Origin of the sequence: Cohnella caldifontis (assembly GCF_029360585.1) — a bacterium.
Lineage (GTDB): Bacteria > Bacillota > Bacilli > Paenibacillales > Paenibacillaceae > Cohnella > Cohnella caldifontis.
The window spans coordinates 122,586-142,427 of the sequence record NZ_JAQZSJ010000004.1 but is presented as its reverse complement, the minus strand read 5'-3'; the positions used below and the strand labels follow the sequence as shown (position 1 = coordinate 142,427).

The 19,842-nt window shown below is 60.3% G+C and carries 17 protein-coding genes; 9 read left to right on the top strand and 8 right to left on the bottom strand.

Translation table 11 applies throughout. The features are described from left to right. Positions 1 to 675, bottom strand: a complete 675-nt coding sequence (locus tag PTZ19_RS08890; protein WP_276353840.1) for a GOLPH3/VPS74 family protein — start codon at positions 673 to 675, stop codon at positions 1 to 3. 245 nt (positions 676 to 920) lie between these two features. On the opposite strand from PTZ19_RS08890, the gene PTZ19_RS08885 reads away from it, so the two are divergent. Together PTZ19_RS08885 and PTZ19_RS08880 are read left to right on the top strand one after the other, a co-directional pair. Next, positions 921 to 1,391: a hypothetical protein gene (locus PTZ19_RS08885; RefSeq protein ID WP_276353838.1), complete on the top strand. Its 471-nt coding sequence runs from the start codon at positions 921 to 923 to the stop codon at positions 1,389 to 1,391. Continuing rightward, complete coding sequence (locus PTZ19_RS08880) at positions 1,381 to 2,487, top strand: phosphodiester glycosidase family protein (protein WP_276353837.1); 1,107 nt, start codon at positions 1,381 to 1,383, stop codon at positions 2,485 to 2,487. The genes PTZ19_RS08885 and PTZ19_RS08880 overlap by 11 nt, the downstream gene beginning before the upstream one ends. A 177-nt stretch (positions 2,488 to 2,664) precedes the next feature. Here the strand turns inward: PTZ19_RS08880 and PTZ19_RS08875 are convergent, their stop codons facing one another. Further along, entirely contained in the window at positions 2,665 to 4,767 is a 2,103-nt protein-coding gene (locus PTZ19_RS08875) for a serine hydrolase domain-containing protein (RefSeq protein ID WP_276353836.1), read from the bottom strand. 247 nt (positions 4,768 to 5,014) lie between these two features. Between PTZ19_RS08875 and PTZ19_RS08870 the strand changes: the two genes are divergently transcribed. From PTZ19_RS08870 to PTZ19_RS08840, 7 genes are all read left to right on the top strand, one after another. Beyond that, on the top strand, positions 5,015 to 6,142 hold the full coding sequence (locus tag PTZ19_RS08870; RefSeq protein WP_276353835.1) for a LolA family protein: 1,128 nt from the start codon (positions 5,015 to 5,017) through the stop codon (positions 6,140 to 6,142). A 153-nt stretch (positions 6,143 to 6,295) separates the two neighbouring features. Continuing rightward, on the top strand, positions 6,296 to 7,483 hold the full coding sequence (alr, locus tag PTZ19_RS08865; RefSeq protein ID WP_276353834.1) for an alanine racemase: 1,188 nt from the start codon (positions 6,296 to 6,298) through the stop codon (positions 7,481 to 7,483). Positions 7,484 to 7,627: 144 nt separating this feature from the next. Then, on the top strand, positions 7,628 to 7,909 hold the full coding sequence (locus PTZ19_RS08860) for a CopG family ribbon-helix-helix protein (protein WP_276353833.1): 282 nt from the start codon (positions 7,628 to 7,630) through the stop codon (positions 7,907 to 7,909). 3 nt (positions 7,910 to 7,912) lie between these two features. Next, positions 7,913 to 8,263: a type II toxin-antitoxin system PemK/MazF family toxin gene (locus tag PTZ19_RS08855; RefSeq protein WP_276353832.1), complete on the top strand. Its 351-nt coding sequence runs from the start codon at positions 7,913 to 7,915 to the stop codon at positions 8,261 to 8,263. 1,016 nt (positions 8,264 to 9,279) lie between these two features. Further along, entirely contained in the window at positions 9,280 to 9,621 is a 342-nt protein-coding gene (locus tag PTZ19_RS08850) for a DUF1801 domain-containing protein (RefSeq protein ID WP_276353831.1), read from the top strand. A gap of 69 nt (positions 9,622 to 9,690) precedes the next feature. Further along, on the top strand, positions 9,691 to 10,362 hold the full coding sequence (locus tag PTZ19_RS08845) for a DUF998 domain-containing protein (RefSeq protein ID WP_276353829.1): 672 nt from the start codon (positions 9,691 to 9,693) through the stop codon (positions 10,360 to 10,362). A 90-nt stretch (positions 10,363 to 10,452) separates the two neighbouring features. Then, on the top strand, positions 10,453 to 11,247 hold the full coding sequence (locus PTZ19_RS08840) for an alpha/beta fold hydrolase (protein WP_276353828.1): 795 nt from the start codon (positions 10,453 to 10,455) through the stop codon (positions 11,245 to 11,247). 119 nt (positions 11,248 to 11,366) lie between these two features. On the opposite strand, the gene PTZ19_RS08835 is transcribed toward PTZ19_RS08840, so the two are convergent. The 6 genes from PTZ19_RS08835 to PTZ19_RS08810 form a co-directional block, all read right to left on the bottom strand. After that, on the bottom strand, positions 11,367 to 14,282 hold the full coding sequence (locus tag PTZ19_RS08835; RefSeq protein ID WP_276353827.1) for a cache domain-containing sensor histidine kinase: 2,916 nt from the start codon (positions 14,280 to 14,282) through the stop codon (positions 11,367 to 11,369). 47 nt (positions 14,283 to 14,329) lie between these two features. Beyond that, entirely contained in the window at positions 14,330 to 15,655 is a 1,326-nt protein-coding gene (locus tag PTZ19_RS08830) for a response regulator transcription factor (protein WP_276353826.1), read from the bottom strand. 75 nt (positions 15,656 to 15,730) lie between these two features. Next, positions 15,731 to 17,134, bottom strand: coding sequence for an ABC transporter substrate-binding protein (locus tag PTZ19_RS08825; protein WP_276353825.1), 1,404 nt, complete (start codon positions 17,132 to 17,134; stop codon positions 15,731 to 15,733). 73 nt (positions 17,135 to 17,207) lie between these two features. After that, a complete protein-coding gene (gene dhaL / locus PTZ19_RS08820; RefSeq protein ID WP_276353824.1) occupies positions 17,208 to 17,858 on the bottom strand; it encodes a dihydroxyacetone kinase subunit DhaL in 651 nt (216 codons plus the stop codon). Between the two features lie 14 nt (positions 17,859 to 17,872). Beyond that, the gene (locus PTZ19_RS08815; RefSeq protein WP_276353823.1) at positions 17,873 to 18,871 is read right to left on the bottom strand and encodes a dihydroxyacetone kinase subunit DhaK; all 999 of its coding nucleotides are present in this window, start codon (positions 18,869 to 18,871) and stop codon (positions 17,873 to 17,875) included. Then, positions 18,868 to 19,842: an aldo/keto reductase gene (locus PTZ19_RS08810; RefSeq protein WP_276353822.1), complete on the bottom strand. Its 975-nt coding sequence runs from the start codon at positions 19,840 to 19,842 to the stop codon at positions 18,868 to 18,870. The genes PTZ19_RS08815 and PTZ19_RS08810 overlap by 4 nt, the downstream gene beginning before the upstream one ends.

Here is a 19,842-nt window from a genome sequence, read left to right as displayed (position 1 = left end):
TTACATCGTCGCCGCCGTTGCGGCGACGGCTCCGGACGAGGCGGCCGCTTCCATCTCCCGGATCGCTTTCCGGATCTCCTCGACGCGCTTCCAGACTTCATTGTTTTCTTGCTGCAGCCGTTTCATTTTATCGCGCCATTGGTTCCGTTCGTAGTCGGAAAAGTACCGTTTCAGGACGTTCGCCGAATCCAGCAGCATAGCGAGGGCCGCGGTCGGTTCGTCCACGTTGCCCGGTTCGAGCAATTCGGCCCTCAGCCGCTGCACGATCCGATCTTTCGCGGCCGGATCGGGGACGTAAAACCCGACGGGGAAGAGTCCGAGCACCTTCTTCGTCTCATAGCGCAGCGCCTTTTCCTCCAGCAGGTCCGAGACGTAATCCGCCAAGACGGCGCGTCTCAGCTTCGTGCGGGAATAGAGGAGGCTGACCCAGCCTTTGAACGTTTTCGCCCGGCGGGCGTTGCGCATCGTCTCCGCCAGCTGCCGCGCGCCTTCGGACGTTGGGGCGAACGTTTCGGACATCGTCAGCTTTCCTTTTTCCCCGCGGATCAGGAATCCGTCCGCAAGCCATTCGAGCATGACCGCTCCGGTTACGTAAACCTCCCAGGTCGACCGGTTCAACCGGGAAGCGGCCGCCGCGACCGCGAACGATTGGGCAAGTCCGGACAAAGGCGCCACCTTCGATCCCTCCGTTTTCTCGTTTTCGGTTTTCGATCCATTTGACCAACTTGCTACTTATTACTTACTACTTATCATACGGTCCCTTGCTGGAAAAGTTGCGCGAATCCGACGAGACTTGGGCCCGGCGGTTATTCCTTTTGCGCAATCCCGGCGGGTCTACAGATCGGAGCGCAACCTTGCGGAATTCGGAAGAGTCTATTATTCTGCAAAGAAGTACAAGAAATGACAAGGAGATTCGAAGCATGTCGGAAATGGAGTACGGATGGGAGACGGCGGCCGGTAAATCGCGTCAGGCAGAGCAATCCAAGCCGAAAACCGGAGGCAGGAGGATCGCCAAGCGCTTGGTTCCGGCGGCGTTCGCGCTGGCGCTGCTCGGAACCGGGTTCTACGTCGCCAGAACTTATATTTTGGAAATGCGGCAGCATTTGACGGACATCCAAACGCGGTCGGATGAGCTGAATCGCAACGTGGTGCAGGTACGGGAAATTTTGGACAAGCAGCACGAGCAGATCGGGCAGCTGCAGGAACGGTTCGCCGCCATCGACGGCGAAATGCAGGCGGTGAAGGAGGAACTGTCCCTCGCGGGGGACTCGCTGCAGTCCGCCGACGATACGAAAAAAGCGCTCAGCCAACGCATCGCGGATCTCAGCGCGGAACTGGAAAGCCTGAAAAAGCTGATCGCCAAACTGGAGGCGGCCGCTCGTGTTTACTAAGTTCCGCGGGGGATTCTGGCTGTTCTTCTGTCTCGCGGCGGGCTTCTTGGCCGCCGTCTGCCTATACGGGCCCGCCCTGGCCGATTTTGCGGGCCAAGCCGGCGATTCGCTCCCGGCAACGGCCCGGGAGTGGGACAAGGTCCGCGAGGACGCGGACGGGATCGGCCAATCGTATGGCAAGCTGGATGGCGCGTCGGACGGGATCGGGCAAAGCCTCGAGGCGAGCCGTACGGCGCTGGCGGGCCTAATCGAGCGGGCCGAATCGGAGAAAAAAGACGCGGAGTTGCACAAGCGGTCGGTGGACGGACTTTTGTCCGCAAGCGGCAGCCAGAAGCAGCAGGCCAGCGATACACTGGAGCAGGTGCTGGCCGGCAAGCTCGGCGATCCGATCGGGCAGACGTTCGGGCAGCGGGCGACGATCAAGGTGTATTCGCTGAAAGAAGCGGGCTACCGCGGCTATATGGCCAAAGTCAAGCTGCACGATCCGAAGGCGGTCAAGCTGGTGCTCGCGCAGGACGAAGCCGCGAACAAGGGGGAGACGACCAGCCATGCAGCTGCCCGCAGCGGGGCCAAGCTGGCCATTAACGGCGGCGGATTCGCGAAGCAGAACGGCCTGTTGTACCCGATCGGCATTACCGTGGTAGACGGGGAGATCCGGACATTCAACCGGACGGACATGAGCTTCATCGGTTTCGACAAAGCGGGCAAACTCGTCGGAGGAGAGCTCAAGACGAAAGAGGAAGTCCAAAAGCTGAACGTCGTGCAAGGGGCGAGTTTCGTCCCGACGCTGCTGGAGGACGCGAAGAAGCGGAAAATCCCGAGCAAATGGGCGAACAAGAGAGAGCCGCGCACGCTGATCGGCAACTTCTCCAACGGGGATTTGCTCCTGATCGTCATCGACGGACGCCAGAAGGGATACAGCAACGGCGTTACATTGGAGGAGGCCCAGAGCAAGCTGCTGGAATGGGGCGTCAGGGACGCGTACACGCTGGACGGCGGAGGCTCCAGCACGTTCTATTACAACGGGAAAGTGCTGAACAGCCCGTCGGACGGCCGGCAGCGTCTCGTCGCTTCCAATTTCGTGGTGTTGCCGTAATTTCGGGTCGGCCCGCTTGCTTCAGGCGGCGCCCGCGTCAATTCCCGCACGATTTTCCAAGCAACGCGAGAAAGGACCTCGTCCCCGTTCGCAATACGGGTTTTCGAGGTCCTTTCTCGTTTGAGACAGTGAGGGTCCCCTCTCGCTAGGACGCGATGGAGGTCCCTTCGGGCCGTATTACGGCTGTGCGGCCTCGGCCTGCTGCTTCCGGCTTAACTCGGTCACGATTTGCGTGACCGGTTGAAGCAGCAGCCGGTACAGGAGGGCGGCCTCTTCCTCGCGGGAGACCGGTTCCTTGGAACGGAAATCCGCCGCGCCGCCGTCCGTTCGCGCAACTTCCGGTCCGTACAGTCCGAGCGCCGTCGCCATTTTCACCGCCGGCAATGCCCACGGATCGGTTTCCCCCTGCAAGGCGACGTCCGCGAACAGCGCATCCGGATAAAGCTGACGATACACGTTCCAGACCATGGCCGCCGCCTCCTGGCGGGTGGCGATCCGGTCGGGATCGAATCGCCCCTTTCCGTCGCCGCGGATCATGCCGAGATCGTATGCAGCCTGGATATAGGCGGCGAGCGGATGTCCTTGGATATCCGCGAACGCGTAGGAGGTCGACTTCGACCCGCGAACCCCGCTGATTTCCAGCAAGTCCCGCGCCAATTCCGCCCGGGTCACCGTGCTTTCAGGCCCGTAAACGGCCGCCGGCTCGTTCGGCAAGTGCCCGAGCGATTGAAGCCCGAGGATGAATGCCGCGTACGGATCGTCCGCCGCGACGTCGGCGAATCCCGCGGGTTTCACGCCGTGGCGTTCATAGCCGAGCGGGTTCAAATACGGCTCTTTCAGATAGACGGTTCCGTTTTCCTCGTCGAGCTTGAACGCCGTGAACCGTTTCGTCAGTTCGTCGACGAACAGGTTGTCGTCCACCTGCCGCAGCTTGCGCGATCCGAGAATCGCGTCGGAAATCGTCAGCGCGCCCTCCCGGTCGACTTCGACGGAGGTGACGATGCTGGGCAGCCGGAGATCGGCGTATAAACCGGCCAGCGGCGCCAGCTTCTCCGGGCCGTAAGGCTGGAACGAGCCGAAATCGGCAGTCGTTGCGTATTGCGGGAAAAACGTTGAGATGAAGCCTTGATAAAACAAGTCGCGCAAAGCGCCGTTCTGGTTGTACGTCAGAAACACGCCGACGCGAAACTCGGGAATGAGCAGCAGCAGCGAGCTGTTGCCGGGCAGGTCGCCGGCTTTCGTCAGGACGGCTGCGCTGCTCCCCGCTTCGGGCAGCTGGATCGGCGCTTCGAATCCGTACGTCGTGTCCGGCATGAGCGGATGAATCGTGGATCGGTAAGCGGCCATCGCTTCGACCGACGATTCCGTCAAAATCCGGCCGGTCGCCGTTTTCCCTCCGCTCAGAAAAGCGATCATGAATTTGCCGATGTCCTCCGCGGTCGAGAGCATGCCGCCCTGCGGCAATACGGTCGGCGTGAGCGCGTAAGGCGCGATCGGCTGTCCGGCCGCGTCATACCCGGTGACCAGCCGGTCCAGCAGCGGCTTCGTCAGCTCGAACGCGCTGTTCTCCATGCCGAGCGGTTGGAAGATATGGTCGTCCATATATCGCTCGAACGGTTCCCCGCCGGCGTTTTGCACGATCAGGCCGAGGAGCAGGTAGGCGAAATTGTCGTACATGTACGCCGTGCCCGGTTCGCGTACGACCGGCGGCATATGCTCCATTACGTAGTCTTCCATGTCGGTGTAGCGGTCGAAATCGTCGTGCAAATCTTCCGGGCGGGGATCGCGGACTTCGAATCCGCTCCGGTGCGTGAGAAGGTCTTCGACCGTGACCGGCTTCCGGTAAGGGTTATCGAAGTTCACGCCGGGCAAATAATCGCGGATGTCCGCTTTCAGGTCGATTTTGCCTTGTTCCGCCAGCTGCATGACCGCCGCGGCGGTGAACGTTTTCGATACGGACGCGATGCGGAATAAAGTGCCGGAAGGATCGAAGACCGCCTCTTTCGCTTCGTTCGCGTAACCGTACCCTTTTTGCGCGATGACGCGGCCATCCTGCACGATTTCGACGGCGGCCCCTTTATACAGCGGCTTGGCCTGTTCGGAAACGAAAAAAGCGTCCAGAAAAGCGGCTGCCGTCTCCGGCGTCAGCGGTTTTCCCGCTTCGGACGGGGCCGGGGCGGCCGCGAAAGCCCGGACGGCCGGCAAGACGGCGAGCGCGGCCGCCAAGCTGAACGCGATCGCGGCTCGGACGAAAAACGGCATGCGGCGTTGCTTCATCATTAGAAAAATCGGTTTCTCCTCCTCCACCATTTTTTTCAACCTTTACACCTTACGCCTGCGAAACGATTAAGTTTCGCGCGGCGGCCAAGGCGAATGGAGGAGAGGAGCGTTTTCGCGGACCGGCACGATCGCATGGAGTAAGCCGGACCGCACGCCCAAGGGCTCGTCATGCTAGTCTGCATAATCGGTCAAGTCCCCTCATAGACATGAACCATGGATTAACCATTGTGCAGAGGGGTGGAGCAAAATGCGTCGACGGATCCCGTGGATCGTCGCCGTCGCCGTCGTGCTGGGTTTGGCCGCTATCCTGACCGGATGCGGGAGCAAAGACGCGACTTCGATCGTCAAGGACCTGGACAAAGTGATGAGCAAAATGGAAAGCTACCAAGGCAGCGGAACGATGACGCTGCATACGGGGCAGCAGCCGCTGAACTACAAAGTGGAAGTGTGGTACCAGAAGCCGAATTATTACCGGATCGCCTTGACGAACGAGAAACGCGACATTACCCAAATCGTGCTGCGCAACGACGACGGCGTGTTCGTGCTGACGCCGAGCCTGAACAAGAGCTATCGCTTCCAGAGCGACTGGCCGGAGAACCAAGGGCAGGTGTACCTGTACCAGACGCTCGTGAAGAGCATCCAGATGGACAACTCCCGGCAGTTCACGACGGATAAGGACGCTTACGTCTTCGACGTCATGGCCAGCAATTACCAGAACGGCTCGTTCGCCCGCCAGAAAATCTGGCTGGCCAAGGACGATTACGCGCCGCGCCACGTCGAAGTGACGGATCCGAACAACAACGTCATGGTCGAGGTGCAGTTCGACGCCTTCGAGTTCGGCAAGAAGTTCGAAAGCACGGCTTTCGACATGAAGAGCAACATGAACGGCCCTTCCGGCGCCGGCGATGACAAGCAGACGACCGGAACGGACGGCAGCGGGCAAGCTTCCGGCCAGACGGACGAGCAGACGTCGGGAATGCCGCAGGACGAAGGAGCCTCCGCGCCGCCCGCGGACGATCCGAATGCCGGCGACGACTTCGCGATGGCCGAACCGGATCCGGACGCGCTGCCGGAAGGCGTCGTCCAGAAGGACATGAAGGACGTGCAGCTCGGAGATACGATGGGCGTCATGCTCCGCTATACCGGAGCTTACGACTTCACGATCCTGGAGCGGGCCGCCAAGAACGAAATGGAAGCCATGTCCCAGGGCATCATGCTGGATCTGGGCTTCACGTGGGGGCAGTTGTCCGGAGGCGAGACGAAGACGCTCACCTGGAGCTACGGCGGGGTCGAATACCGGCTCACCACGGCGGATCTGCCTCAGGAGGACATGGTCCGGTTGGCGCAGTCGATGGTCGAATCTTCGGGCAAATAATCAAAGAAACGAGGGAGCCGGGGGCAAACAGCCGGCTCCCTTCGCGCGTCTTGGGGCGGCAGGTAAACGTTGCTAACGCCGATTTCATTGACACTGCCGCAAGGTCCCGGTAACATTACGGTATTGCAGTATGAGCGGGATGGTGAGTAGACCGTGATCTCCTATTACCGGCCGACCGTGGCCGAGATTTCCCTGGATGCCATCAGGCGCAATATCGGGCTGTTTCGGGAACGGCTGCCCTCCGGAACCCGGCTGCTGGCATCGGTGAAAGCGAACGCTTACGGTCATGGAGCCGTGGAGACGGCGCGGGAAGCCGCCGCCGCAGGTGCGGACTATTTGGGCGTCGCTTTCCTGGACGAAGCGCTGCAGCTTCGCCGGGCGGGCATCCGGACGCCCATTCTGGTGCTCGGCTTTACGCCGGCTGACGGGCTGGAGGCGGCCAGAGAGCACGGCATTACGATTAATTTGTATAGGGAAGACGTTTTGGCGGCGGCGGCCGAGCTGCCGGCGAACGGCATAAAACTCAAGGTCCATGTGAAAATCGATTCCGGCATGGGCCGTCTTGGCCTGCTGCCGGGTCCGGCCGCGGAATCGTTCCTGGATCGGGCCTGCCGCGTCCCCGGGCTCGAGGTGGAGGGGCTGTTCACCCACTTCGCGCGCGCGGACGAGAAGGACAAGTCGTATACGCGGATGCAAGTCGAGCGTTTCGCGGGGGTGGTGGATTACGTCCGGCGCCAAGGACTTCCCGTGTCCATCGTGCACTCCGGCAACAGCGCCGCGGGCATCGACCTGCCGGAGTGGGTCGGCGGCATGCTCCGGCTGGGCATCAGCATGTACGGTCTGTATCCGAGCGGCGAAGTGAACGGAGAGCGGACTCCGCTCGAGCCGGCGATGACGCTGAAGACGGAGCTGGTCCACGTCAAGCGGCTGGGGGCGGGAGAGGGCATCAGCTACGGCACCCGGTATTTCACCAGCCGCGAGGAAACGATCGGCACGCTGCCGATCGGCTACGCGGACGGCTTCAGCCGCATGCTGAGCGGCAAAGCCGAGGCGCTGGTGCGGGGACGGCGGGTGCCCGTCGTCGGCACGATCTGCATGGACCAGTGCATGATCCGGCTGGACGACGCGCTCGCCGGCTCGGACGACCCGCGTCCGATCGGGCCCGGCGAAGAAGTCGTGCTGATGGGCCGCCAGGGCGGCGAAGCCATTACGGCGGAAGAGATCGCGGCCAAGCTCGGCACGATTCCCTACGAGTGGATCTGCATGATGGCGAACCGCGTCCCGCGGGTGTACGTGAGGAACGGGGAAGTCGTGTCGGTGTCCAATCCGCTGTTGGGATAATTTGGGTACTGCAATTTTTCGCGGCCGGCAGGAAAACGTGAGCCTATCGCGAATGCATACCAGATGAGCCGTATAGAATGTTTCTGTGACATGCATACTGGAAATTAGGTTCGGGTCTGGAAAATCCTTGGAGGTGCTCGTTCGGTGGCCAATTACCAACATACGAAACGCATTATGATCAGTTTGCCGGATCATCTGCTGCGCGAGGTGGATTTCGTCGTGGCGAAGGAGAACACGAACCGCAGCGAAATCATCCGCCAGGCCATGAAACAATACTTGGTGGAGCGCAAGAAAAAGATGATCCGCGATTCCATGCAGCGCGGGTATTTGGAAATGGCGAAAATCAACCTGAACATGGCATCGGAAGCGTTCCAAGCCGAAGAAGATGCCGAGAGCACGCTCGAACGCCTCGTTAGCGGGGTGTAGCCTTTGATCGTTAAGCGCGGAGACGTGTTTTATGCCGACTTGTCGCCGGTCGTCGGCTCGGAGCAAGGCGGGGTCCGCCCCGTGCTCGTCATCCAGAACGACATCGGCAACCGGTTCAGCCCGACGGTAATCATCGCCGCCATCACGGCGCAAATCCAGAAAGCGAAGCTGCCGACCCACGTCGAGATCGACGCGAAATCGCACGGGATGGAGAAGGATTCCGTCATCCTGCTGGAGCAGATCCGAACGATCGACAAGCAGCGGCTGACCGACAAGATCACGCACCTCGAGGAAGACGCGATGCGCAAAGTCGACGAGGCGCTGCAGATCAGCGTCGGCTTGATCGATTTCTAGGGATGATCCGACCATATGGAAAAGGTAAAGGGATGGAGCATAGGCTCCGTCCCTTTTTTCGTCGTTGCCCGATTTTATAACTTTTCGGGGTGAAGTCATGCTCCATCCTTTCTTAGAGCGACCAGACAGCGGCTGCCCCATTCGCGTAGGCGGTAAGGCTAACGGACACGGCGGACGCTATGGGGGGCGCTTCTCGGCAAAGCGCATTTTAACGGACACAGTTGCGCTTATTGGGTGAAAAGCCCCACGAACAAACGTAAAAGGTTACGGATAAGGGCCGCTGTGTCCGTTACGTTTTGAAAATGAGGGGTTTTGATCCAATAGCGGCTTCGGTGTCCGTTAGAATCAGAACCCGTGACGGGGAGGATGGGGATTCGGGTTTTAGGGATTGCAATCGGTAAACGCTGCCCAAATCAGGGGATAGTTTCCGGTTAAGCTTGCCGCGCAAGCTTAACCCCCGCCAACGTGTGGGGAAACAACTGGTTAAGCTTGCAGCGCAAGCTTAATCCCCGCCAACGCGTGGGGCAACTGCTGTTTATGCTTGCAGCGCAACCTTAACCCCCGCCAACGTAGGGGGCAATAGCTGATTAAGCTTGCCGCGCAAGCTTAACCCCTGCCAACGTGGGGGGCAACAGCTGATTAAGCTTGCCGCGCAAGCTTATTCCCCGCCCCGCTAGACAAGCTGGTCCCAATGTCATGTTCATTCGAGTACAGGATTGAGGATGTTCGTGGGAAAGTTGCTGAAGAGTGACTTTAGAGGCACGAAACACTAGGACCGTCAGGGGCGAATTTCTCCCTGACGGTTTTTCTTATCGTTGCCCGTTTTTCCCGTACATCTCCTCGGCGGAACATCTCCAACGGACCGAGCAGCGCGAGTGGAGGTTCAGGCTCGACTCGAAAATATCGAAAAAAATTTTTTCGGGTACCTGTCGGTTTCGTTTTTCCCCGTTCGTCGTGTTTATAGAAACCGGGATCAAAGGTAAAAAACAAATTTCTCTTAATGAGGTGAAGGGATCATGAATCAAGAAGTAACGGAGTTTATCTCGGCGGTTAAAGAGCCTTGGCAAGCGGAACTGTGCGGACGACTGCGCGATCTGGCGCACGGGGCGATCCCCGGAGTTCAGGAACGCCTGCAGTACAAGAAACCGCATTTTCTGAAAAACGGCAAGTACGCGGCGGTCATCACGCCGTCCAAGGACGCGGTGGGCTTCACGATCTTCAACGCCGAAGGGCTGCGGCTCCCGGACGGGAAATTCGAAGGACCTCCCGAACGCAAAACGATCAAGTTCCGCCGAAACGATACGCTGGATGCCGAGTGGTTGTCGTCGCTGGTCCGTCAGGCCGCAGAAACCCTGTAATCGATTCGAAAAAGGTAATCCCAAGCGAAGATCAAAAAACCAAATCCAAAAATCGGAGGAAGATGAAAAATGAAAACCGTCGTCGCGAATCGCGTGTTCCCGCAAGTTACCGTAAGCGCATCGACAGTAACCGTCGCCGCATCCGGCTTGTTCGTCGCCTTGCTTGCCTTGCTTCATCTTTTGAAGCCGGAACTTACGCCCTCTTGGCGCATGGTCAGCGAATATGCGATCGGCCGGTACGGCGGCATGATGGCCGCGGCGTTCCTCGTCCTTTCCGCAGGATGCGCCGCGCTGTTCGCGGCCGTTCGCCGGGAAGTCCGGACGGCCGCCGGCCGGATCGGGCTCGCGCTGCTCTTGATCAGCGCGGCCGCGATCGCCGCCGCCGCTTTCTTCACGACCGATCCGGTCACGGCAACGAAAAGCGAATTGACCGCGCACGGCAACATGCACGGCTTGACGTCCATGATCGGGATCCCGTCGCTGACGATCGCTTCGGTCCTGATCAACCTCAGCCTGCTGCGGAATCCGGCTTGGCGCGCGAATCGTTTTGCGCTGGCGGGGTCCTCGGCCTTCGTCGTGATCAGCTTGCTGTCGATGGTGGCGGCGGTAGCGTTGACGCTTCCGCAGCACGGCGGATTCGGCCCCGGCGTGTATGTCGGTTGGCCCAACCGCATCCTGATGGTTGCCTATTGCGTATGGTTGTTCACGGTGGCCTGGAAAGCGCAGCAACTCAAACGATAAAATTCGAGATTTTTAGAGTAAATCGCTAGATGCATCCAATGGCAGATGTTACAATTTCTACGAAAATTCATTCGTGCATGGAGGGCGGGCATGGTACGGAAAACGTTGTCCAAAGACGGTACTCCGATCGCTTACGATACGGTCGGAAGCGGACCGGCGGTCATTCTCGTCGGAGGCGCGCTCAGCTACCGGAAGTTCCCGGGTTTCGTCAAACTCGCCGGGCTGCTGTCCAAAGACTTCACCGTCGTCAATTATGACCGCCGGGGGCGCGGCGACAGCGGCGACACCGATTTCTACGCGGTCGCCCGCGAGGTGGAAGACTTGCACGCCGTCATCGAGGCGGTCGGCGGGTCGGCGAACGTGTGGGGCATGTCTTCCGGAGCGGCGTTGGCGCTGGAGGCGGCGGCGAGCGGCGTGCCGATGAAGAAGCTGGCGCTGTACGAACCGCCGTACATGATCGGTGACGGGGCGCCCCGTCCGCCGAGCGACCATGAAGCGAAGCTGCGCGAATTCATCGCGGCCGGCCGGCGCGACGACGCGGTGAAGTATTTCCTCCGGATGATGGGGGCTCCCGGATTCGCCGTATCGATCATGAGGATCATGCCGTTCTGGGCCCGGATGCGGGCGGTCGCGAATTCCTTGCCGTACGATGCCGCGGTGATGAGCGACTACTCGCTGCCGACGGAACGGATCGCCGCCGTGCAAGTGCCGACCCTCGTGATCGGCGGCGGCAAAAGCGGCGTAGCCCTGAGAAACGCGGTCAAGCATGTGGCGGATCATCTGCCGAAGGGCGAACTGCTGATGCTGGAGGGTCAGAACCATAACGTCTCCATGAACGTATTGGCGCCGGTGCTCCGAAACCATTTTTCGGAATCGGCGCACTGAAGCGAATCGGATCGCGTCTTGGAAAGTCCGATAGGAAAGAAGATCGCCTTCATCCCGTCTTTCGGGAGATCGGCGATCTTCTTTGTTGGTGAGGCCGAACTTCCCTTCCCTCTGAACGATCAGACCTGCTGCACCGGAATTCGGATTCGGACGCGCGTACCGGACATCGGTTCGCTGTCGACGCTCAAGTCGGCCGCATCCCCGTAATGGAACTTAAGCCGCTGGTACACATTGAGCAGCCCGACGCCGGTTCTTCTCGCCGAGAATACCGGGGTATCGACGGGCGGAGGGGCGATCAGCTTCGCGTGCAGCGCCCCAAGTTCCTCCTCCTCCATCCCGATCCCGTTGTCCGATACTTCGAGGATCAGATGTTCGCCCTCCAAACGGGAGACGATTTCGACCACACCGTCCGCCGTGTACTCCGCGAGTCCATGATTGATGGCATTTTCCACGATCGGCTGCAGCAGCAGCTTGAGCACTTTGCATTCGCGCGTCTGCGGCTCGATGCGCCAATCCACCCGGAAGCGGTCGCGAAACCGGATTTCCTGAATCGTGGCGTAATTCCGGGTATGCTCCAACTCTTGATCCAAGTCCACCAAGTCGGTGGCGGAACTGATCGCATAGCGGAATAGACGGGCAAGCGCCGTTACCATGCGCGACACTTCGGTCGCGCCCAGCTGAAGCGACCGCATGTTGATCGCTTCCAGCGTATTGTAGAGGAAGTGCGGATTGATCTGCTGCTGCAGCATGCCGAGCTCGGCGTGGGTTTTCAAGCGATCCAGCTCGCGCTCTCTGACTTGCCTGTCGATGTTTTCATGCATGAGCTCATTGATCTGCGTAATCATGACATTGAAGCTGGCGATCAGTTCGCCGATTTCATCCGTCGCCTCATGCCGGAGGCCGCTGCTGATTTCTCCCTCACCGCGGCCCACCCGCTCCATTTCCCGCTTCAGCCGCTCGATCGGGCGGACGAGCAGGCCCGATACGACGATGGAGAGCAGGAAGACGAGGATGGAGGCGAGCAGCGTAATTCCGATATTCCTCTCCAGCAGCGACCGGCTGGTCTGGCTGATCTCCAGGGTCGGCTGATAGGCGACGACGGTCCAGTCCGTGCCCGGCACCCGCTGCGTGGCCAGCAAATAATGACGGCCGTCGATTTTCGTCTCGTAAGGCGATTCGGCGCTCTTGCCGTCATCGTCGCCGCGGTAAGCCGCCGCGCGTCTGGCCGAGGCGACATAGCTGTCGTCATTCGTGCTGCCGGCCAGAAACCGCCTGTCGTCCCGCACGATGACGTATTCCGTCTGCAAATGGGGGAATGCGGCATGAAGCGCCGTCAGCTTCAGCGCGATTTCCAGATAGCCGACGTCGACGTTATCGGCAGGAGACGAACGCCCCGGAATTTCAAGCCGTTTGACCAGGGTCAGGTTCTGTTGGTTGAACACGTCCTTCCGGCCTTCCAGCCAGACGGTATCCCCGGCCGCCGCCGCGAAGGGGGTTTCCAGATCGGCATCCGTCTCGAACAGCTCCAGGTTGTTCGTGTAGATGGAAGCGTAGAGCGCGGTACCGGTAATGCTTCTGAGCACGAAGTAAGCGATGTCGCCGATGCCCTCCGTCTGTTTGATGAACATCGACTCCAGCGTCTTCTTGTCTTCTTCCCCGATCACCTGCTGGTCCTTGACGATGGCGGCCATCTCTCCGTCCGCGGCCAATCGGCGAATCAAATTCTCGTACGAAGCCTGCTTGGCCCGGATTTCATTGGATAGGCGGCGGGTCCAGTTGTCGACCGATTCGTAAAGCTTATGCTTGGTGGCGTTATAGGCCTGCGAGGAACATGCCATCCCGACCAGCAATACCGGCGCGATCGAGGATAACAGGAACATGTAAAACAATTTGCGCCGCAGAGGGGTTCTTCTGAGGAAAGTCCGGTGCTGGAATTGCTCCGGAATCGGCCCGACCGGCAGGCGCTTGCCCTTGCGGCTCAAGAGCAGCGCAAGCCCGCTGATCGGCTCGCAAATCCGGTCCGAGATCCACCAGGCGGCAACGATCGCCGCCGCCATGCCCAAGAGGGCGACCAGAACGGTCTGCCGGATGAACGGGGCCTGATCGTCGCCCCAGGCGGGGCTGGGAGCATATTGAATCCAGGTGAAGCCGAAGGGGGACAACTGCTGGTAACGGATATCTTGCCCGTTCAGCGACAAACTTCCTTCTCCGTTCGCGACGCCGGATAATTTCGCGGCATCGAACGCGGGTTGGGAGGAGCGGGTCGGATTGGACCAGACGACTCGCCCCTCCCGATCGATCACCATCGCGCCTGCCCGCTTCAAGATGACGTCATACAGCAGCCGGTTGAACACCTCGTCGCGAAGCACGACCGACTGGAGCACGTTGTCGGCGTAACTCGTGACGGAGACGCGCCCTTCCAGCTTGAGCAAATACGCTTCGACGCCGCTTGCTTTGGCGTATTCGCGTTTCCCGGGCGGAAGCTCGGCGATCCGCCTGCTCCATTCGCCCGGCATGTAATAGACCGGAAATCCGTTGTCGCGCAACAGGATGCCGAGGAATCCGAGCGTTTCGATATCGTTCACGGACGGCATGACGTCAAGAGCCGGCAAATAGCTGACGATCGATTTGGCCAGTCCGGTCTGGTTCGGGTTGCTGCCGAACATATAAATCGCGTCTACCTGCATGTCGTACAGATTCAGCCGGTCGATCAACCGTTTGATTTCCTCCAGCTTGGAGGCGGCAAGCTCCGGATCCCTAAGATTCCAATAATTTCGGGAGAAATTCGTGATTTCGCCGTTCCGCAAATAAGTCGACAGCGAATTGATTTCCTTGAAATAGGAAGTCATGCTGCCGCCGTATTGTTGATACAGCTGCCGTTCGCTGTCGTCGTGCATCTGGACGGAGATATCGCGGACGTTGAATAACGTCGTGAGCACGACGAACGAAAGGCCGCATGCGGACAGCAGCACGGCCAGGAAAGCCAGCTTGAACCGGTAGCTGCTTTTGTTCCACCCGTATTTCCCCAACCTCAAGCTGCTCCTCCCCTTCTGTACGCGCGCAAGCCGCAGCGGCCGTATGGTCAATTGCAGCGATATTCGTAAGGGGTCTTGCCGGTATGTTTCTTGAAAATCTCGGCAAAATACCGCGGATTCTCGTACCCGACGATTTGGCCGATTTCGTAGACTTTGTATTGCGGGTCTTGCAACAGCTCTTTGGCTCTGCGAATGCGCAGGGAAGTCAGAAAATGCACGAAAGTATCGCCCGTCACTTCCTTGAACAAATAGCTGAGATACGAGGCGTTGATATGGACATGCTGCGCCACTTCCTGCAAGGTCAGCACGCGATCGTAGTGAGCCTGGACATATGCCTTGGCGGCGTTCACCACGTAATGCGCCGGCTTGCCGCCTTCTTCGGCTGCGGGCTGCGGGGTATCCGCCTTGCCCGCCGACTGTTCCGTTGGTTCGCCAGGAGTCGACAAACCACCGTCATAGATCGCCATGGCGTCGCTGCCTGCTTGCGCCATAACGGCAAGCGCCTGCTGGAGGGAGCGATCCAGGCTGCCGGGTTCCTGTTCGGAGCCGAAAGCAATCGAAATCGTCGTGCGGAACAAGCCGCGGAACTTCTTCAAATGCTGCTTAAGACCGCTCATTTTCTCCGGGAGCGGTTCGCCCGGGTCCGAAGGATCGAGCGCCATGACCAAGTATACGACGCCTTCGGAAGGTTCGACGAAATGATAGCCGCTGCCGGCTTCATCCCAGAGATCGGAAATCACGTTGTCGCAGGCGAACAGAATGAGTTTGCGGTCTTTGTCGGTATAGGCTTGCTCCCAAGGGACCTGAAGATCGAGCTTCAACACGCCGACGGCGCACCGCCGGTCTTCCAACAGCAGCTCCGCCGCCGCGCAGCCTTCCTCCATCTCGTCGGGATCGACGGACTGGAACAGCAGGCGGCGCAAAAATTGCTGCCTCAGCAGCTTCGTCGATTGGCGGACCTTCCGTTCCAGACGCTTCTGGTTCTCGCGCTGCTGGCCTTCCTTGCGCAGCGTCTCGACCGCGGAGGAGACGACCGACAGCAATTCGTCCGGATTGATCGGCTTCAGCAAATAATCGAGCGTACCGCGCCGCATGCTCTCCCGGGCCAGCTCGAAATCGTTGTATCCGGACAGCACGACGGTCTTGATGTGACCGTAGCGCTTGGCCACGTGCTCGGCCAATTCGAGACCGTTCATGACCGGCATCCGGATGTCCGTCAGAATCAGATCCGCCGCGTGTTGCTCCAGCCATTGGCAGGCTTCCAGGCCGTGCTCGCATTCCCCGACGGCTTCGACGCCTACCGATCCCCAATCCAAATAACGCAGGCCGCTGCGAATTTCCGGTTCATCGTCGACGATCAACATTTTGTACATTTGCCTCTGCGCACCTCCTCGCCCGCGATCCGTCCGTTCTTCACACTCGATGGGGTGACAGCCGCTGGAATCCCTTTATCCGCCGGATGGCAGATCGCCCGCGGCCTGACGGCCTTCCCGTATGAGCAGGTTCAGCGCGTCGGTCATGCGGCCGGCCGCTTCATCCACCGTGCTTCGGCCGAAGTAGACCGGGACGAAATATTGATCGATCAGACTGTCCATCGCCGTCCCCGACAAGTAGGGGTTGAAGGGCAAGTACCGGTCCGCGTATTTCATCTCCTCGCTCTGATACCGGAAGATTTCCCGGTCCCAAGCGGTATCCTGCCGCAGCAGCGGCATTTTCGACTTGAACGCCGGCAGCCCGACGCCCGTCCTGGCCCGCTCGTCCGCGGGCTCGCCTCCGAAAAACCATTCGAACACCCGCCAAGCTTCATCCGGATGCCGGGTCTGTTTCGAAATGACGCCTCCTACCGCATATCCAGTAGGGGAGATCCGAACGCCTCCCTCGAATACGGGAGCCGGCGCGAAGCCGTAATCCTGCAAGCGGCCTTTCGCCTTCTCCGTGTTGCGAATCCGGCCGGCGAACCAGTTGCCGCTCATCATGATCGCGACCTTATCGTCGAACCAGGCGTCGCTCGCTTTGTCCTGCGCCTGATTCACCGCATTGGCGCCGACGTTCGCGTCGACGACGTCCTTCCAGTACCGCATGATCCGCTTCGCTTCCGGAGTCGTTAAATCCGCGCCGGAGAAATCTTCGGAGAAGGGCGACCGGCCGAGCTGCGCCAGTTGGAGCAGCAGCAGGTTTTGCGACATCTGCGCGCCGCCGAGAGGCATGAACCCGTATTGGGTGATGCGCCCGTCTTCCGTCTTCGTCAGCTTTTTGCTGATCGCGAGCAATTCCTCCCAGGTGATCGGCTCTGTCGGGCTTAAATACGGCACGTTCGCTTCATCGAACAGCTTCTTGTTGTACCACAGCGTGAAATCCTGCGACCAATCCTTCACGAATCCGTACATCGGGCCGCGGCCTTGGACTTGGCCGTCATACCGGAACAGGTTCGCGATCGGCGCGAAATCGTTTTGGTCGAATACAGCGCTTTGGGCCATATAGGGCTCCAGATTCAAGGCGTAGCCTTTCTCCACGAAGGGCACGAAATCGAACGTGCCCGAGATGCGCAGAATATCCGGCGCGCGGCCGGCCGCGATCATGGCCATCACCTTGTTGTAGTCCTGCCCGTCGAACGTCTCGATGCGGATGTCGGGGTTGTCCCGTTCGAACGCCCGGATTTCCTCCCGGGATATTTCGTACGGAGGATTGAATCCGATTTGGATCGTGACCGGTTCCGTCCCGCCCGTCGGTCCCAGCGTCTCCGCGGCATCCGGCGAGATCGACCCGCCGCTGCAGCCTGCGGCGAGCAGCATGCCGGACGCGAGCAGGCACGGCAAGATCAGCGCGAACGTACGATGGGGTCTGCGAAACATGTCGAATGCCTCCCTCGCCATCATTATGACACCGGATGGAAGGATTGGAAATAGAGAAGGACGGGGCTTGAAGTTACGATTGCGTTTGCGCTTCCTGATGCGCCTGCACGAACGTGGAGAAGATGAGCCAAGCGGAAGCCGCGCCCGGATCGACGTGCCCGACGGAGCGATCTCCCAGCCGCCCCGATCGGCCCTTCCGCGAGACGAGATCCTTCGTGGCGTTCATTCCCCGTTCGCCGGCCCGGACCGCCTTGTCCCAAGCCGAATCCCACGGCTCATCGTCCGCGAGGGACGCTTCCAGCGAGGAGGCGATCGGCGCCCACGCGTCGATCATCGTTTTGTCGCCCGGTTCGGCCTTCCCGCGCTGCCGGATGCCGCCGATCGCGGCGATCCAGAATTCCGCCAGTTCCTCGTCGGACAGCTCCGACTTCCCCTTGGCGACCGCGCTGCCCCGCAGGAACGCCGTCCCGTACAGCGGCCCGACGGATGCCCCGACCGCATTCAGGAAGGCGAGGGAGACCGCCTGAAGCAAGGCGCCCAGATCGCGTTCGCTTTCCAATTCCCGCAGCTTCTGCCGGATCGCCGACCAGCCGATGTCCATCGATACGCCATGGTCGCCGTCTCCGATATGGCGGTCCAGCTCGCACAAATATTCCTTCCGCTCCGAGATGCGGTCCGCAATCCGGTTCAGGACGCCGGCGAATTGCGTTACGGTTAAACTCATCGCCTTGACCCCCCTTATGCCTGAGTGAACGCGGGACAGTCGGCAGGATCGTCGATCAGTCCCGCCAGTTCGTCGTCCAGCTTCATCAACGTAATCGACAGGCCGCCCATTTCCATCGAAGTGACGAATTCGCCGACATGGGCGCGATGGATGCGGATCCCCTGCGCATCCAGTAATTGCTTCGCCTTGCGGAACACGATGAACATTTCCATATAAGTCGTCGAACCGAGTCCGTTAACCATGACGGCAACCCGATCGCCGCTAGCTAGACCCAAATCCGGCACGATCCGTTCGATCAGGCTTTGCGCCGTTTCGTCGGCCGAAGCCAGCTTGCCCCGGACGAGCCCCGGCTCGCCGTGAATGCCGAGGCCGATTTCCATTTCGTCTTCCGCCAGCTCGAAAGCGGGCTTGCCCGTCTGCGGCATCGAACATGGACTGACCGCAACGCCCATCGAGCGGGTATTGCGGTTCGCCTTGCCGCACAGCTCAACGAGCCGCTCGAGCGAATATCCCCGCTCCGCCGCAGCGCCCGCGACTTTGTACTGCAGAACGACGCCGGCGATCCCCCGCCGTTTCTCCTCGTCTCCCGCCGGCGCCGAAGCGACGTCGTCCGTGACTCTCACCGCAGCCGTGCGAATGCCGTCCATCGCCGCCAGCTCCGCGCTCATCTCGAAATTCATGTTGTCGCCGGCGTAGTTGGCGATCATGTAGAGAACGCCTGCCCCTTGATCGACCGCCTTCGTCGCGGCGACGATCGGGTCCGGCGAAGGGGAGGCGAAGACGTTCCCGACCGCGACGCCGTCCGCGAAACCCCGGCCGACATAACCCATGAAGCCCGGCTCATGGCCGGATCCTCCGCCGATCACGATGCCGACCTTGCCTTTGCGCAGTTGCGTCCGTACCAGCGCGCGCTTGCTGCCCGTCAACTGAACGACGTATTGCGGGTAAGCGGCCGCGTAGCCTTCCACCATTTCGTCCACGACCCGATCCGGACCGTTGATCAGCTTCTTCACGGAATATCGGCTCCTCTGCTCGTGTTATACAGCGCGTACCATTCTTCCCTCGTCATCAGATCGGCCTGGCGGACGGCATCCGCGCATGCGGCGACCCGCGCCGGGTTGACGGTGCCGGTAATCGGCTGGATCTTCGCCGGGTGGCGCATCAGCCAGCCCAGCACGATCGACTCGGGCGTCGTCTCTTTCTCTTGCGCCATCCGCGCGACGAGCGCGGCCGTCGCCCGCTCCGCCTCGGTCAAGTCCATCTCTCTGCCGGTGAATCTCCCTTGGGCCAACGAGCCCCAAGCCTGAAGCTGAATATTTTCCTTCCGGCAGTGTTCGATCGTCCCCTCCGGGAATCTCACCGTCTTGTCGATCCGCCGGTTCACCGTGACGGCGCTGTCCAGCCATTCCAGCTTGCCCAGGCTGAGATCCAGCTGATTGACCGCGAGCGGCACCGGCAGATAGGCCTGCAGGTAGCGGATTTGATCCGCGCTCATGTTCGATACGCCGAAATGGTCGACTTTGCCGGCATCCCGCAGCTTGCTGAACGCCTCGGCAATCTCCTCCGGCTCCATCAGCACGTCGGGCCGATGAAGCAGCAGCACATCGAGCTTCTCCACATGCAGCCGCTTGAGGCTGCCTTCCACCGCGCCCAGAATGTGGTCCCGCGAGAAGTCATACCGCTTGGGAGCCGTTCCTTCCGGCAGCCGGATGCCGCACTTCGATTGGATCACGATCTTGTCCCGCAGCTGCGGCCGGCGTTTCATCACTTCGCCGAAGACGGCTTCCGCCAGCCCTTTGGCGTAGATGTCCGCATGGTCGAACATCGTGATCCCCGCCTCCAAAGCCGCGTCCACCAGCCGTTCCGTGTTCCGGATTTCTTCTTCCGTAATCGGATTCAACTTCATGCCTCCGCATAAGTGCATGCACCCGAATGCCAGGCGGCTGTCGGTTATGCCCCGCGTTTCCAACGGCATTTTTCCCAT

What these genes read in the sequence shown, in the direction of transcription:
- PTZ19_RS08830 (WP_276353826.1), bottom strand. Translation starts at nt 15,655, where the DNA reads ATGTACAAAATGTTGATCGTCGACGATGAACCGGAAATTCGCAGCGGC.
- PTZ19_RS08875 (WP_276353836.1), bottom strand. Translation starts at nt 4,767, where the DNA reads ATGATGAAGCAACGCCGCATGCCGTTTTTCGTCCGAGCCGCGATCGCG.
- PTZ19_RS08850 (WP_276353831.1), top strand. Translation starts at nt 9,280, where the DNA reads ATGAATCAAGAAGTAACGGAGTTTATCTCGGCGGTTAAAGAGCCTTGG.
- PTZ19_RS08870 (WP_276353835.1), top strand. Translation starts at nt 5,015, where the DNA reads ATGCGTCGACGGATCCCGTGGATCGTCGCCGTCGCCGTCGTGCTGGGT.
- PTZ19_RS08840 (WP_276353828.1), top strand. Translation starts at nt 10,453, where the DNA reads ATGGTACGGAAAACGTTGTCCAAAGACGGTACTCCGATCGCTTACGAT.
- PTZ19_RS08885 (WP_276353838.1), top strand. Translation starts at nt 921, where the DNA reads ATGTCGGAAATGGAGTACGGATGGGAGACGGCGGCCGGTAAATCGCGT.
- PTZ19_RS08845 (WP_276353829.1), top strand. Translation starts at nt 9,691, where the DNA reads ATGAAAACCGTCGTCGCGAATCGCGTGTTCCCGCAAGTTACCGTAAGC.
- dhaL (WP_276353824.1), bottom strand. Translation starts at nt 17,858, where the DNA reads ATGAGTTTAACCGTAACGCAATTCGCCGGCGTCCTGAACCGGATTGCG.
- PTZ19_RS08810 (WP_276353822.1), bottom strand. Translation starts at nt 19,842, where the DNA reads ATGGGAAAAATGCCGTTGGAAACGCGGGGCATAACCGACAGCCGCCTG.
- PTZ19_RS08825 (WP_276353825.1), bottom strand. Translation starts at nt 17,134, where the DNA reads ATGTTTCGCAGACCCCATCGTACGTTCGCGCTGATCTTGCCGTGCCTG.